The 14014-nt window shown below is 62.9% G+C and carries 14 protein-coding genes; 4 read left to right on the top strand and 10 right to left on the bottom strand.

Annotated elements, in window-relative coordinates; translation table 11 throughout:
• Positions 1-8: 8 nt before the first annotated feature.
• The 9 genes from K1W69_RS19825 to K1W69_RS19785 form a co-directional block, all read right to left on the bottom strand.
• On the bottom strand, positions 9-1247 hold the full coding sequence (locus tag K1W69_RS19825) for a bifunctional alpha/beta hydrolase/OsmC family protein (RefSeq protein WP_220230186.1): 1239 nt from the start codon (positions 1245-1247) through the stop codon (positions 9-11).
• 29 nt (positions 1248-1276) lie between these two features.
• Positions 1277-1756, bottom strand: coding sequence for a cytochrome c-type biogenesis protein (locus K1W69_RS19820; RefSeq protein ID WP_220230185.1), 480 nt, complete (start codon positions 1754-1756; stop codon positions 1277-1279).
• A complete protein-coding gene (locus K1W69_RS19815; protein WP_220230184.1) occupies positions 1753-3744 on the bottom strand; it encodes a heme lyase CcmF/NrfE family subunit in 1992 nt (663 codons plus the stop codon). The genes K1W69_RS19820 and K1W69_RS19815 overlap by 4 nt, the downstream gene beginning before the upstream one ends.
• A 3-nt stretch (positions 3745-3747) precedes the next feature.
• The gene (gene ccmE, locus K1W69_RS19810) at positions 3748-4185 is read right to left on the bottom strand and encodes a cytochrome c maturation protein CcmE (RefSeq protein ID WP_220230183.1); all 438 of its coding nucleotides are present in this window, start codon (positions 4183-4185) and stop codon (positions 3748-3750) included.
• Positions 4182-5318 (bottom strand): c-type cytochrome biogenesis protein CcmI, encoded by a 1137-nt coding sequence (ccmI, locus tag K1W69_RS19805; RefSeq protein WP_258571224.1) that lies wholly within the window; start codon positions 5316-5318, stop codon positions 4182-4184. The genes ccmE and ccmI overlap by 4 nt, the downstream gene beginning before the upstream one ends.
• A gap of 196 nt (positions 5319-5514) precedes the next feature.
• Complete coding sequence (locus tag K1W69_RS19800) at positions 5515-5937, bottom strand: RT0821/Lpp0805 family surface protein (RefSeq protein ID WP_220230181.1); 423 nt, start codon at positions 5935-5937, stop codon at positions 5515-5517.
• Between the two features lie 76 nt (positions 5938-6013).
• Entirely contained in the window at positions 6014-7411 is a 1398-nt protein-coding gene (locus K1W69_RS19795) for an ATP-binding protein (RefSeq protein WP_220230180.1), read from the bottom strand.
• Complete coding sequence (locus K1W69_RS19790) at positions 7398-8072, bottom strand: response regulator transcription factor (protein WP_220230179.1); 675 nt, start codon at positions 8070-8072, stop codon at positions 7398-7400. The genes K1W69_RS19795 and K1W69_RS19790 overlap by 14 nt, the downstream gene beginning before the upstream one ends.
• Positions 8073-8107: 35 nt before the next feature.
• Complete coding sequence (locus K1W69_RS19785; RefSeq protein WP_220230178.1) at positions 8108-8362, bottom strand: hypothetical protein; 255 nt, start codon at positions 8360-8362, stop codon at positions 8108-8110.
• A 342-nt stretch (positions 8363-8704) separates the two neighbouring features.
• Here K1W69_RS19785 and K1W69_RS19780 point away from each other — a divergent pair, with 342 nt between their 5' ends.
• Positions 8705-10087 carry a metallophosphoesterase gene (locus K1W69_RS19780; protein ID WP_220230177.1) on the top strand — a complete coding sequence of 461 codons (1383 nt, stop codon included), beginning with the start codon at positions 8705-8707 and terminating at the stop codon, positions 10085-10087.
• A gap of 5 nt (positions 10088-10092) precedes the next feature.
• Here the strand turns inward: K1W69_RS19780 and K1W69_RS19775 are convergent, their stop codons facing one another.
• On the bottom strand, positions 10093-10551 hold the full coding sequence (locus K1W69_RS19775) for a YcgN family cysteine cluster protein (protein ID WP_220230176.1): 459 nt from the start codon (positions 10549-10551) through the stop codon (positions 10093-10095).
• 148 nt (positions 10552-10699) lie between these two features.
• Here K1W69_RS19775 and K1W69_RS19770 point away from each other — a divergent pair, with 148 nt between their 5' ends.
• The 3 genes from K1W69_RS19770 to K1W69_RS19760 are packed head-to-tail and all read left to right on the top strand — an operon-like array spanning position 10700 to position 13985.
• Positions 10700-12850, top strand: coding sequence for a transglycosylase domain-containing protein (locus K1W69_RS19770; protein WP_220230175.1), 2151 nt, complete (start codon positions 10700-10702; stop codon positions 12848-12850).
• A gap of 6 nt (positions 12851-12856) precedes the next feature.
• Positions 12857-13447: a DUF1214 domain-containing protein gene (locus K1W69_RS19765; protein WP_220230174.1), complete on the top strand. Its 591-nt coding sequence runs from the start codon at positions 12857-12859 to the stop codon at positions 13445-13447.
• The gene (locus tag K1W69_RS19760) at positions 13440-13985 is read left to right on the top strand and encodes a DUF1254 domain-containing protein (RefSeq protein WP_220230173.1); all 546 of its coding nucleotides are present in this window, start codon (positions 13440-13442) and stop codon (positions 13983-13985) included. Before K1W69_RS19765 ends, K1W69_RS19760 begins: the two co-directional genes overlap by 8 nt.
• The last annotated feature ends 29 nt before the right edge of the window (positions 13986-14014 follow it).

The following is a 14014-nucleotide window of genomic DNA, read 5'->3' as shown; positions in this document are numbered from 1 at the left end:
CTCCCGGCTTACTCACCCTCGCCCTTCATCCGCGTCGCAACATGCGATGACGCCTCAAGCGTCCGATGCACCGGACACTTTCCCGCGATCTCGATCATCTTGTCATGCAGTGACGCCGGAATATCCGGATCGATGGAGATCACCCGTTCGAAGCGGTCGATCTTGCCGCCGTTCTCGCGCTGCTGCTGCGTGCAGTCCTCGCAATCCTTCGCATGCATCTTTTTGTGCGACACGTCGACGGTGATGCGGCCGAGATCGAGCTTCTTGTGGTCGGCGTACATGCGCAGCGTCATGGACGTGCAGGCGCCCAGCGCCGCCGAAAGGTAGTCGTAGGGCGACGGGCCGCTGTCCATGCCGCCAACGGATTCCGGTTCGTCGGCGAACAACCGGTGTTGTCCGGCGTGCACGGTGTTCTGGAATTTGCCTTCCCCGGTCTCGCTCACCCGCACAGCCTCGATGTCTTCAAGCCCCTGAGGCGCGTCTGCGGGAAGGTAGCGCGTCGCCCAGGCAGAGATCATCGCCGCGACGAAAGCGGCGTCTTCCTCTTTGCTGATCAGGTGGTCGGCATGATCCAGGGACACGAAGCTCTTCGGATGTTTCGCGGCGGTGAAGATCTTCGTGGCGTTGTCGACGCCGACGATCTCGTCGAACGGCGAATGCATGATCAGAAGCGGTTTCCGCATCGCGGAGATGCGGCGGCCGAGCTCCACCTCTCTTGCATCTTCCACGAACTGCTTCTGTATTAGGAAACTTCGTCCGCCGAGCGTCACTTGCGCCTCGCCGCGCTCCTCGATTTCATCGAGATTGGCGCCGAAATTCTTCAGGACATGCGCGGCGTCCGCCGGCGCCGCGATGGTCGCGACCGCGCGCGCCTCGCGCGCGTCGCTGGCGACGGCCAGCACTGCGGCTCCGCCTAGCGAATGCCCGATCAGCAACGATGGCGCCTGGTAGTTGTCCCGCAGAAAATCCACCGCCGAACGCAGATCGGCGACGTTGGTGGAAAAATTGGTCGAGGCGAATTCGCCGCCGCTTGCGCCAAGGCCGGTGAAATCGAAACGCAGCACGGCGATGCCAAGCCGGGCGAGTTCGGCCGCAATCCGGCGCGCAGCGACGAAATCCTTCGTGCAGGTAAAGCAATGGGCGAACAGCGCATAGGCCCTGATATCGCCATCCGGCGTATCGAGTCTCGCCGCCAGACGCGCGCCTGAATGGCCGTCAAACTCGACCTTAACGGATTTCGACGCCATGTTTCACTCCCTGTATCGTTGCTCGGAGGCTACTCGAACTTTTCTGCGTCGAGCAGCCGGTCGAGTTCGCGTTTCTCATCGTCGGAAAGCAGCGCGCCGGAGGCTGTCGCAGCGCGCCTCCGGATCGAGGCGACCAGCCAGATCAGCCCGATCGCCAGCAATATCGCCGGTGTCGACCAGAGCGCGATCGTCTGTGCCGTGAGCCGGGGTCTCAGCAGCACGAACTCGCCATAGCGCGAGACGACATAGTTGATCACTTCCTCGTCGCTGTCGCCCTCCACAAGGCGCTGACGCACAAGCACCCGCAGATCATGGGCGAGTTCCGCGTCGGAATCGTCGATCGACTGGTTCTGGCAGACAAGACAGCGCAGCCCGGCGGAAATCGCACGCGCGCGCTGTTCCAGCGCCGGATCGTCGAGCATTTCGTCGGGGGTGACGGCGAACGCCTGCCCGGCGGACCCGATCAACAGCAGCAGAACCAGCAGCGCCTGTCGAACAAGCGTCGTCATTCGGCCGGCTCCGGGTACGCTGCAGGCTTTGCCGCGCGGCTTCGGGTGGGCGCGCCGATGCGCAATCGCCGGTCAAGCAACGATATGCAGCCGCCGATCGACATGATCACCGCGCCGAACCAGATGAAGGTGATCCACGATTTCCACCACACCCGCACAACTACGGTTCCGTCCTCGCCCTCGTCCCCAAGAGACACATAAAGCTGGCTGAAGCCGCGCGTCATGATGCCGGCTTCCGTGGTCGGCATACGCCGCGCCGTATAGAGCCGCTTCGCCGATGTGATGTCGCCAATCGCGCGCCCGTCTTTCGTCACCGTAAAGCGCCCCTGCAATTCCGTGAAATTGGGACCGACCGCCGGCTGCAAACCGTCGAAGGCCAGTTCGTAACCGGCGGCTTCGACCACGTCGCCCGGCTTCATGCGGGTGACGAGTTCGGTGGAAAAGACCGTGGAGGCGACGACGCCGATCACCGTTACGCCAAGTCCGAAATGCGCCAGCGCCGTGCCGAAAGCCGAGCGCGGCAGCCCGACGAGGCGGCGCAGGAAGACAGAAGGCGCCGCCCGGCCAAATCCCGCGCGAAGAGCCAGGTCGGTCAGGCTTCCGGCGATCAGCCAGACACCGAGCGCAACGCCGAAGGCGGCGAGCACCGGCGCGCCGGTCGTGAACCAGAGAACCGCCAGCGCGGTGACGAGCGCGAGGCCCGCCGCAAGATAGAGGCGCTGCGTGACCGCCCACAGGTCGCCGCGCTTCCAGGCAAGCAGCGGCCCGAATGGCACGATGAACAGCAGCGGAACCATCAGCGGGCCGAAGGTCAGGTTGAAGAACGGCGCGCCGACGGAAATCTTAGAGCCGGTCAACGATTCCAGCACCAGCGGATAAAGCGTCCCGGTCAGAACCGTCGCCGCCGCCGTCGTCAGGAACAGATTGTTGAGAACCAGCGCGCCCTCGCGCGAAATCGGCGCGAACAGCCCCCCTTGCGAAAGCGTTCCGGCGCGCAGCGCAAAAAGCGTCAGCGCGCCGCCGACGAAGATCGCCAGGATGCACAAAATGAAGATGCCGCGCTGCGGGTCAGTCGCGAAGGAATGTACTGACGTCAGCACGCCGGAGCGCACGAGGAAAGTGCCCAGCAGCGACAGCGAAAATGTCAGGATTGCAAGCAGGATCGTCCAGATTTTCAGCGCCTCCCGCTTTTCCATCACCAGCGCCGAATGCAGCAGCGCAGTGCCCGCGAGCCACGGCATGAAAGAGGCGTTCTCCACGGGATCCCAGAACCACCAGCCGCCCCAGCCAAGCTCGTAATAGGCCCAGTAGGAGCCCATGGCGATGCCGGCGGTCAGCGCTGTCCAGGCGGCCAGCGTCCAGGGCCGCACCCAGCGCGCCCAGGCGGCGTCAATGCGGCCGTTGATCAGCGCCGCGACAGCGAAGGAAAAGCTGATCGAGAAGCCGACATAGCCGAGATAAAGCAGCGGCGGATGGATCGCGAGGCCCGGATCCTGCAGGATGGGGTTGAGGTCCTGCCCTTCCGCCGGCGCCGGCGCCAGCCGCAGAAACGGGTTCGACGTCATCAGGATGAACAGCAGGAAGGCCGTCACGATCCAGGCCTGAACGGCGAGCACCGTGGCCTTGAGTTCCGCCGGCAGGTTGCGTCCGAAACCGGCGACCAGCGCGCTGAACAGCACCAGGATCAGCACCCACAACAGCATCGAGCCTTCGTGATTGCCCCAGACCCCGGAGAACTTGTAGATCAGCGGCTTCAGCGAATGCGAGTTTTCCCAGACGTTTGCGACCGAAAAATCTGACGTCAGATAAGACCAGGTCAGCACGCAGAAGGAAAACAGCACCAGCGCAAGCGTCGCCATTGTCGCGACCGGCGCCATCGCCATCAGGCCCTCGTCGGATCGGCGCACGCCAATGATCGGGACTACCGACTGCAGAATCGCCGCCGCCAGAGCCAGAACGAGGGCGTAATGTCCAAGTTCAATGATCACCTGTCAGTTCCCCTGCCAGACGCCTTGCTCCTTCAGGGAGTCAGCGACTTCCTTGGGCATATAGGTCTCGTCATGTTTTGCAAGCACGCTGTCGGCCAGGAACACCGGATTGCCGGCCTCGAATATCCCCTCGACGACCACGCCCTGCCCTTCCCGGAAAAGATCCGGCAAAATACCGTTATAGACGACCTCGACGGTGTTGGCGGTGTCGGTCACGCCGAAGCTCACCTCCGCGCCTTCCCCCTGATTCACCGATCCGTCCACCACAAGACCGCCAAGCCTGATGCGCTGGTTCGGCGGGGCCGCGCCCTCCGCGATATCCGTCGGAGACTGGAAATAGGCGATCTGGCTGCTGAGCGCGAACATCACCAGCAACACGGCGACGCCGATCACGCAGAGACCGCCTGCGATCAGGGATAGCCGTTTCTGTTTGCGCGTCATTGGACCCGTTCCTCCGGCTGCACGCCCGCTTCGATCGCCGCTTCCTGCAGTTCCCGCATTGCGTCTGTTTCGCCATCGAACGCCGCCAGCGCGCGCTCGAGCGCGCCTTCGGCGTCGCCCGGGCGTCCGAGCACCATGTAGGAGCGGATCAGCCGCTTCCAACCCTGCAGATCGTCAGGTTCGTCGCGCAGCCGCGCGTCGAGCGAGGCGACCATGCCTTCGATCATCTGCCCGCGTTCCTCGTCGGTCATCTCTTCGGCCGCCGCCACGTCTTCCCGCGTTGGGCCGGGCAGCGTCTGCTCGGGAGCCGCGCCGTCCCCGAGTTCGGCCAGTTGCCGCCGTACGGCCGGCAACCAGGAGGCGTCGGCCGGCGCATTGTCAACCATCGCGCGAAACGCGGCCGCCGCTTCCTGCCTTCGTCCTTCCTGGGCCAGACCCAGCGCAAGAAAATAGGCCGAAAAGGGCTCGCCGGGCGCAAATTTCTGAACTTCGCCGAAAGCCGCCTGGGCTTCCGCGGTCACGATGCCGCCGGACTTCGCAAACAACGCCTGTCCGAGCCCAACCTGCCGCTGCGCCGACGATCCGAGCAGCCGTATGGCGTTCGCATAGGCGATTTCGGCGTCGGCGATGCGACCGCTCTCAAGATAGATCGGCGCCAGCACGTCCCAGCCGCGGCCATCGTCGGGATTGCTTGCCAGATAGTCCTCGGCGCGCTTGATCAGCATGGCGAGATCGGCGTTTTCGGGCGTGGCCTGCATGCGCGCCGACAAGGGCAGCGCCGGCGTGCCCGGGCTGCCGAGCGACAAATATCCACCGATGGCGATCAGCGGCAAGGCGATGACAACCACCCATCCGGTGATGCGCGCCGCGCCGCCGCCAGCTTTCCTCGTCGCGTCCGCGCCGCGCGAAGCCTTGATCAGCCGTCGACCCACCTCGGCGCGGGCGTATTCCGCCTCTTCGGCCGATATCAGGCCCGATTCGATATCCCGTTCAATCTCGGACAACTGGTCGCGATAGACCTCGGCGTCGAAATCACGATCCGCAACGCCGCGCGTTTCCCGCCGCATGACCGGAGCGAGCAGAACAATCGCGACAGCGACCGTCATCAGTGCGGCGAATATCCAGAACAGCATCTTGGTTACATAGGGTCCCGTTCTTTGCGAAAACAGGGCTTGCGGCGCGGTGTACCGGTGGGCGGTTTCTCAGCTTACGTTCTCGTCAGCAAGCCGATAACCTAGAATGACTCCAATGAAAAATGCAAAATTGTCGCTGTCGGGGTGAAGCGGTCGCGGCGACCGCTGTCGAAGCGCGTTTGGAAAACGCCAGGCGTCAGCCCAGCGGCGCCCAGTTGCCGTTCTCGTCGCGGCAAGCGGCGCCCCGCGAGGCGGTGCTTGCGCCATTCTGGTTGACGGTGTGATGCAACTGCCGGCAGTGCTGCGAGCCAACGATATAGCTCTGCCCGGCGTAGACTTCGCCGCCGACGCCGTCCTTCTTGCCCTGCCAGGTGATAACCTTTCCGGCCGAATCGAGTTCAAGCGCGCGATATTCGGCCTCCAGCGCCCGCGCCCGGTCGTTCCGGCTCAACGTGGCGGAGACCTGCGGATCGATGATCCCGCCCTGGAACGCGGCGAGCGCCGCGTTGTCACCTTGGCTCTGTGGCCAGAAGGCATTGGGCGCACTCGTCTCGTTCCCGGATGCGGCGCATCCGGAAACGGCGATGATACTGGCGAATACAAGCGGCAATGGCTTCATTGGAAAGGGCCTTCGCATCGACTGACCGGTAAGAGTTGCTCTTTAGACCATCAATGTGGCCGTGTTTTGATCGCGTTCACCGAACCGCAACCGGAAGCGACAGGCGGGCGCGCAATCCGCCAAGCGCGCTGCGCTCCAGCTTGAACGCGCCCTTGTATTCGCCGGCGATCTCGCTGACGATCGAAAGGCCGAGCCCCGTTCCGGGCTTGCTCTCGTCCAGTCGCTTGCCGCGTTTCAGCGCCTCTTCGAGTTGGTCTTCCGGCATGCCGGGGCCGTCGTCGTCGATGAGTATATCCATCAGCGGCCTCTGACCAGAGCCGCTCCTGATCTTCTCGGGCGCTTCTGCTGTAATCGAAACCTTGCCGTTAGCCCACTTTGCGGCGTTTTCCAGCAGATTGCCGAGAATCTCTTCGACATCGTGCTGTTCCATGGCGAGCTGCGGCGCGCCCTCCGGCAGCGCGAGATCGAACTCGGTATCGGGATTAAGCCGGCGCATGACCCGGGTCAGCCGCTCCAGAACCTCGGCGGTGTCAGTTCGTACGAGCAATGAGTTCTGCTGCGCGGCGATGCGCGCCCGGTCGAGATAGTGCTGGACCTGCTGCTGCATCGCCCGCGCCTGTTCGCTGACCAGCGTCGCCTGTTCCGGCTTCATCCCGCGGGTTTCGTTGAGCAGCACGGCGATCGGTGTTTTGAGGGAATGCGCCAGATTGCCGACCTGCATGCGCGCCCGCTCGACGATCCGCTTGTTGTTGTCGATAAGCGCGTTGACCTCCGCCGCCAGCGGAACGATTTCCCTGGGAAAATGGCCGGTCAGCGTCTCTGTCTTGCCCGTTCGGATGTCCTCCAGCGCGCGCTTGACGGCGTCGAGCGGGCGTAGTCCATACAGGATAGCGAAACCGTTGACGAAGACGCTGAGCACACCGAACAGCCCGAGATACAGATAGAGACGATGCGAAAACGCGGCGACGTCGCCATCCACCGCATGCTGGCTTCCCGTTACCCTGAATCGTGCGATCGTGCCGCCTTCCAGCACGATCTCGGTTTCGGCCACGACGATTTCATGGCCGTTGCTGTCAATCGTCGGGTAGAATCGTTCGTATCGCGCGTTGAACGGGATTTCGCCCGCGGAAGGCACGTCGATCTGCAGCGTGCCCATGGATGGAGACGTAAGGCGGTCCGTGTCGTCGCCGTCGACGATATCAGCGATCCAGTAGAGGCCGCTGTCGGGTTGCGAAAACCCGAGATCGCCCAGCTGCACCTCGCCGCCGAGTTGTCCGTCCTCGCCAACCGAGACCGAATTGATGAGATTGTAAAGGCGCGCAAGCAGGACTTCGCGAAAGGCGCGTTCTGCGTTGTTGCGATAGAGCGTCGATATCAGCACGGCGATCACCACCAGGGCGATCACGGCCCAGACGGTCGCGATCGTCAGCACTCGGGCGGTGAGCGACTGCGCCTTGGCGTTATTGTCCGCCATCGGCGGGCGCCTGGATCCGGTAGCCGAGTCCGCGGATCGTCTCGATCATGTCGATGCCGATCTTCTTGCGCAGACGCCCGACGAACACCTCGATGGTGTTGGAATCCCGGTCAAAATCCTGGTCGTAGAGATGTTCCACCAGTTCCGTGCGCGACACCACCTTTCCGACATGGTGCAGCAGATAGGCGAGCAAGCGGAATTCGTGGGAGGTCAGTTTCAGCGCCCTTCCGTCGACGGTCACCTTGGCGCCGCGCGTGTCGAGACGCAGCGGACCGCAGGCGATCTCCGACGACGCAAGGCCGGCGGCGCGGCGTATCAGCGCTCTCAGTCGCGCCAGCACCTCTTCCACGTGGAAGGGCTTGGCGACGTAATCGTCGGCGCCGGCGTCGATGCCGGCGACCTTGTCGCTCCAGCGGTCGCGCGCCGTCAGCATCAGCACCGGCATGGTCCGGTCGTTCTCGCGCCACTCCTCCAGAACAGTGATGCCATCCTTTTCCGGCAGGCCGATATCGAGAATCACGGCGTCATAGGGCTCGGTGTCGCCAAGAAAATGCCCCTCCTCGCCGTCAAAGGCCTTGTCGACGACGTAACCCGCCTCTTCCAGGGCCTCGCAGAGCTGCCGGTTCAGATCCCTGTCATCCTCTACTACAAGTATCCGCATGATTTCTCTTTCGTTGAAACGACCGTCATGCCCCGTCAGGGCCTGACTGTTATGGTCTTCTTGGTGCGGCGTTTGCCGCTCTGATCGCTTGCAAGCACCGTTACCCGGCAGACCACCTGGTTGCCGTTCTTGGCCGTCTGCACCGACAGCAACTGCCCGCCGGTCTGGGCGACCACGCGCGAGGCCGCGCGCGAACAATCGGCGCGGTTCTGTGCAAGAGCCTGTCCTGTAAGGGCGGAAGCGGCGAGCATCGCCGCAATCGCAAAAATCACCCGTCTGTAATGTCTCATAATTGCCCTGCTCGTCTGGCCGGACCTGTGGTCGCGGCCTGAAACTGGTTCTGGTGTACTATAAGCGGGCCGGTTGCGTCCAAGTTTTTCCTGAACGTCCCGCTGTGTTGTCCCCTGTCTACGCGACCTTGGCTGAACTCGACATGAATGGCCGCGATAGATGCATCCTCCACGTCAATGTGTATTATGATGCCGCTTGCGATCAAGGGTCGCAGGCGGGCGGGCAGACGTTCCGGGCAAATCGGTTCTTAAGGCGCACCGCCTTCATCATCGTGTCACGGAAATGTTTTTGGTGAACGGGAATTATCGCTTTTTTCCTACGATCCGTATCAGGAGCTTTTGATGCTGAAATCTTCTTTCGTCCTCGACCGTCGCCATGTTCTGAAGGGCCTTCTCGCCGCAAGCGCCGCGGCAGCCGCTCCCGGTTTCGCTTTCGCCAACACGCAAGCAGACGCCGTGCTTTTCACGATCGCCGACCTGCATGCGCCTTACGCGCGCCTGCCCGCCCTGCTTGAGCAACTGAAGACTTTGCGCGACGACGCTGGCGTTCCCTCGGCCGTTCTCATCAACGGCGACATTTTCGAGCGCGGCAACGTTGTCTGCACACGCTCGGGAGGCCTCGCCGAATGGGCGTTTTTGTCAGCGCTCGCCGCCGAAATGCCGGTGGTGATCAATCTCGGCAACCACGAAGTCGCGATTTATGACGACATGTCGACCTTTGTCGCCAAGGCTGATCAGGCTGGCGTCAGCGTCATCTCGAACCTGCTCGACAAACGCACGGGCCGCTTCTTCGCGCCGGTGTCCGATCGCCTGGGCCTTGGCGGCGTCGACATTTCGCTGCTCGGGCTCGCCGCGACCAATCCCTTTGTTTACCGCAAGCCTGCGCGCGACACGCTGACATTCCTCGACACCGCGCAATTCGTCTCAGACGCGCTGCCGGACGCCGGCGCCGACGCGGACCTCAAGGTCATCATGAGCCATGCCGGCGTCAGCGCCGACAAGACCTTCATCGACAGCCTGCCGGAGAGCTCCGTCATCCAGGGCGCGCATGACCACCTCGATTTCGCGATGAACCACAAGGGCGTCCCCTATTTTCACGGTGCAAGCTGGGGAACCCAGATCGGCGTACTGGAGCTGTTCAAGGGCCCCGACGGCGTGACGACCCGCTACCGCAGCGAGGCGGTGGAGCCGGTCGCCGGCGACGCGGCTCTGGCAGACGTGGTGGCGACCCAGATGAGCGAGCACCTCACCGACGAGGACAAGGAAATCATCGCCGACATTCCGCAGAGTTTCGACGTCCACAACTCGATCCTGCAGGCCACCGAGGCTATGCGGCAGGCGACCGGGGCGGATATCGCCATGATCGGCCACACGACCTTCGGCGCGCCCCTGTCGCAAGGCCCCCTCAGCCGCTTCGATTTCAACGCTTTCGTACGGTTTGGCGGCGGCCTGCAGGTCGCGGAGGTCAGCGGCGATCAGCTTCTGCCCATGCTCGCGCGCGCCAACCAGTTCGCGGCAAAGGATCTTGAAGGCCGCACGGGCGACTATGTGCACGTCGCCGATCACGATATCGACCCGTCGGGCAAATACCGTCTCGCCGTCAACGCCTGGACCGCCATGAACCAGAAAGCCTATCTCGGGACGGAGGATCTGCCGTTCCAGGATGTCGAGGGGCTGGAGCTGAAAGCCGTCATTTCAGACCATCTGGCCAAGACGTTTGGCTAGAACGCTCAGTCCTCGTCCACATCCTCGAACGGCCAGTCGACGATGAAGTCCTCGTAGTCTTCAACGTCCAGGCCCTCTTCCGAAACGGTTCGTCCACGCACCGAAACGCCGGCGGCGTGGACGCTGTCGGGATCGCCGGAAACCAGCGGATGCCACCAATAGAGATCGCGGCCTTCGGCGACCAGCCGATAGCCGCAAGTCGGCGGCAGCCAACTTAGCTGCCGCACGGTCTGCGGCGTCAGGCCGATGCAGTCCGGCACCTCTGACTGGCGATCGTCGTAATTGCTGCAGCGGCAACTGTTCTGGTCGAGCAGCCTGCAGGCGATATTCGTCCAGGCGATTTCGCCGGTGTCCCAGTCTTCAAGCTTGTTGAGACAGCAACGACCACAGCCGTCGCAGAGGCTTTCCCATTGCCTCTGGTCCATGTCTTCAAGCCGTGTTGTCTTCCAGAATGGTTCACTCAACCTTGATTTGTCCTGTTTATACTTCTGCAGGGGTTAATAAATACAATGTGAGAAACCCCATGTTCTTTTCAAACGGGACATGCAATAGACTGGCCGGATTATGGCTTGAGAAACAAGCCTGCCGGAGGCTTCAAACGGGACAAGCAGGGTGCAGGATCCTTTTAACGGCGCCGACAGACCGCGTTCCAGCAGAAAACTGCTGCTGCGCATCGATTCCTGGATCGATTCCACGCTCTGGTCGGCCGGGGCCGGGCTTCTGTCGTTCTGGGATAGATCCAATATCTTCTTCATGCGCTTTCGCATGCGCGGTTTCAAGAGGGCCGTGTTCGAAGTCCTCGGCGAGGCGATGACGCTCGGCACAGCTGGCGCGGTGGTCATGCTGGCGCTCGCCCTCCCGGCCTTCGAACACACCCACGGCAATTGGGCGGAACAGGACGATTTCGCCGTGACGTTCCTCGATCGCTACGGCGCCGAAATCGGCCGCAGGGGCATCATCCACGAGGATTCCGTGCCTGTCGAGGAACTGCCGGATCACGTTATCAACGCGGTTCTGGCGACCGAAGACCGCCGCTTCTTCTTCCATTACGGCATCGACGCCATGGGCCTGGCGCGCGCAATGACCGAAAACGTCAAGGCCAATTCCGTAGTCCAGGGCGGCTCGACGATCACCCAGCAGCTTGCCAAGAACCTGTTTCTGACCAATGAGCGCACGATCACGCGCAAGGTCAACGAGGCGTTTCTCGCGATCTGGCTGGAAGCCAATCTGCCGAAAAAGGAAATTCTGCGCCTCTATCTCGACCGCGCCTATATGGGCGGCGGCACCTTTGGCATCGCGGCCGCGTCGCGCTACTATTTCGGCAAGGACGTCACGGAAGTCACGCTTGCCGAAGCGGCCATGCTCGCCGGCCTGTTCAAGGCCCCTGCCCGCTACGCCCCGCACATCAACCTGCCGGCGGCCCGCGCCCGCGCCAACGAAGTGCTGACCAATATGGTTCAGGGCCGGTTCCTCACCGAGGGCCAGGTCATCGGCGCCCGCCGCAACCCCGCCAACGTCGTCGACCGCGACAGCGCCGACACGCCGGACTATTTCCTCGACTGGTCTTTCGAGGAAGTCAAGAAGATCGCCGGGCGGATGGACCAGCACTCGCTGATCGTGCGCACCACCTTCGATCCCAATCTGCAGCGCTCCGCCGAAGAGGCGCTGGAATCCGGCCTCAGACGCTACGGCAAGCGCTACCGCGTCAACCAGGGCGCCATTGTGATGATCGAGAATGGCGGCGCGGTCCGCGCCATGGTCGGCGGGCGCGATTACGGCGAGAGCCAGTTCAATCGAGCCGCCAATGCGTTGCGGCAGCCGGGATCCTCCTTCAAGGTCTATGTCTACGCGACGGCGATGGAAAACGGCTTCACGCCGGAATCGCGCATCAGCGACGCGCCAATCACCTGGAACGGCTGGTCGCCGCGCAACTACGGACGCGGCTATTCCGGCCGGGTCGATCTCACCCGGGCGCTGGTCAAATCCGTCAATACGATACCGGTCCGTCTCGCCCGCGATCATCTCGGCACCCCGGCGATCGCCGAGACGGCGCGACGTTTTGGTGTGGAATCGCCCGTGCGGACCGACAAGACCATGCCGCTCGGCACGTCGGAGGTGACCGTGCTTGACCAGGCCACGGCCTACGCGGTGTTTCCCGCCGGCGGCATTTCGTCGGACCGGCACGGCATAACCCAGATCATCAACTACGACGGCGAGGTTCTTTACGATCACGCGGTCGACGCGCCGCCGCGCAAGCGGGTGCTTTCTGTCGAGGCGACGCGGTCGATGAACTCAATCCTGGTGCAGATTCCCGAATGGGGAACGGGTCGCCGGGCGAAGCTCGACAATATCCGAACCGCAGGTAAGACCGGCACCACCCAGGCCTATCGCGACGGCTGGTTCATCGGCTTTACTGGCAATTTCACCACTGCAGTGTGGTTTGGGAACGACGATTTCACCACCACAAACCGGATGACCGGGGGTTCGCTGCCGGCCATGACGTTCAAACAGGTCATGACCTACGCGCATCAAGGCATAGAATTGCGGCCGATCCCCTATATCGACGATCCGCTTCCCGACGGCGCGGCGGCGCCGGCGACGGTGGCCGACGCCGGTCTTGAGGGCGAGAACGGCGATATCATCCAGCGGCCGCGCTTCATGTCCAGGGAAACGACCGACATTCTGCGCGCGCTCGTCGAGGATTTCGAGAATGCCCCGCAACTGACCGTCGAACCGCAGCGCTCCGCTGAAGTGAGACGCTGACGAGGGATGTTTCGCGTACCCCTGTCGATAGCAATCGTGCTCGTCATCGCCTTCGCCGGCGCGACGTTCAGCGCTGTCTACGCGCTCAAGGCAACGGTCGGCTTCGGGTCCATCGAGATCGGCGCATGGAAAGCCTGGCCTGTAGCGCACACCAAAAACGCCGACCCTTACGCCAAGGCGCACAGGGCGCGGGCAGGCAAGGTTCTGCTCGCCGGCGCCGAAGGTCTGGTCTTCGTCGCAGACAATGATGATTCAGGGCAGCGCTTGCGCGGGAACTGCAGCTACGTCGTCGGCGGCAAAACGCCGCCGGCCCGCTTCTGGAGCCTGCACATGACCGACGCGGAAGACCGGCTGTACGCCGTCGACGGTCCCTTCCCTTACGCCTTCCATTCGCATGAGGTCACCCGCGACGGCGACGGCCTGTTCACCATCGTCCTCGACCGGACGCCTTCGGCTGGCAACTGGATGGCTATTGACGGCGCGCCGCAACATTTCCGACTTATCCTCACCCTGTTCGACACGCCGACAGCAGGCAGCACGCGGCTGGAAGAGCTGGAAATGCCGAAAATCGAACGTCTGGGCTGCGACGATGCTTAGGGCGCTCTTCCTGCTGCTTGCCGGGCTGGTCGGAGCCGCGCTGCTCCACATCGTCATCATCATGGCGATCCCGCGTTACGCCGATCGCAACGCCTGGAAGCAGATCGAAGCCCTGGGGCCGACGAACTTCTTCCACGTTCTTCCCCCGGGCCGCGAAAGCCTGCTGTCCTACAGCAACCCGTTCGTCCGCAGCGCCATCTGCCGCTTCGATATCTCCGACCAACCGGTGCGCGTGAGTTCGGAAAGCGAAAATCCATACTGGTCGCTGGCGATCTTCAATCCCGCGTCGGACGAGATCTACAGCATGAACGACCGCAGCAGCACGGATCAAGGGCTTGACGTGGTCATTGCAACGCCGCGCCAGATGACGCGCTATCGCAAGAACCTGCCGGACATCCTGACGGACGCCGTGCTGATCGAATATCCCGGCAATGAAGGCTATCTTGCCCTGCGCACGGTCTCGCCCGATCCAAGCTGGGAGGAAATTTCCAGACAGTTCCTGGCCGACGCGGACTGCAGCCCGGCGCCAGAGAGCTGATTTCAGCCCGGAGGCGGCAAAAGAGCGCT

The sequence above is a fragment of the Flavimaribacter sediminis genome, from assembly GCF_019492055.1.
GTDB classification, from domain to species: domain Bacteria; phylum Pseudomonadota; class Alphaproteobacteria; order Rhizobiales; family Rhizobiaceae; genus Flavimaribacter; species Flavimaribacter sediminis.
Note: the sequence above shows the minus strand (reverse complement) of the source record. Positions and strands in the feature narration are given on the sequence as shown.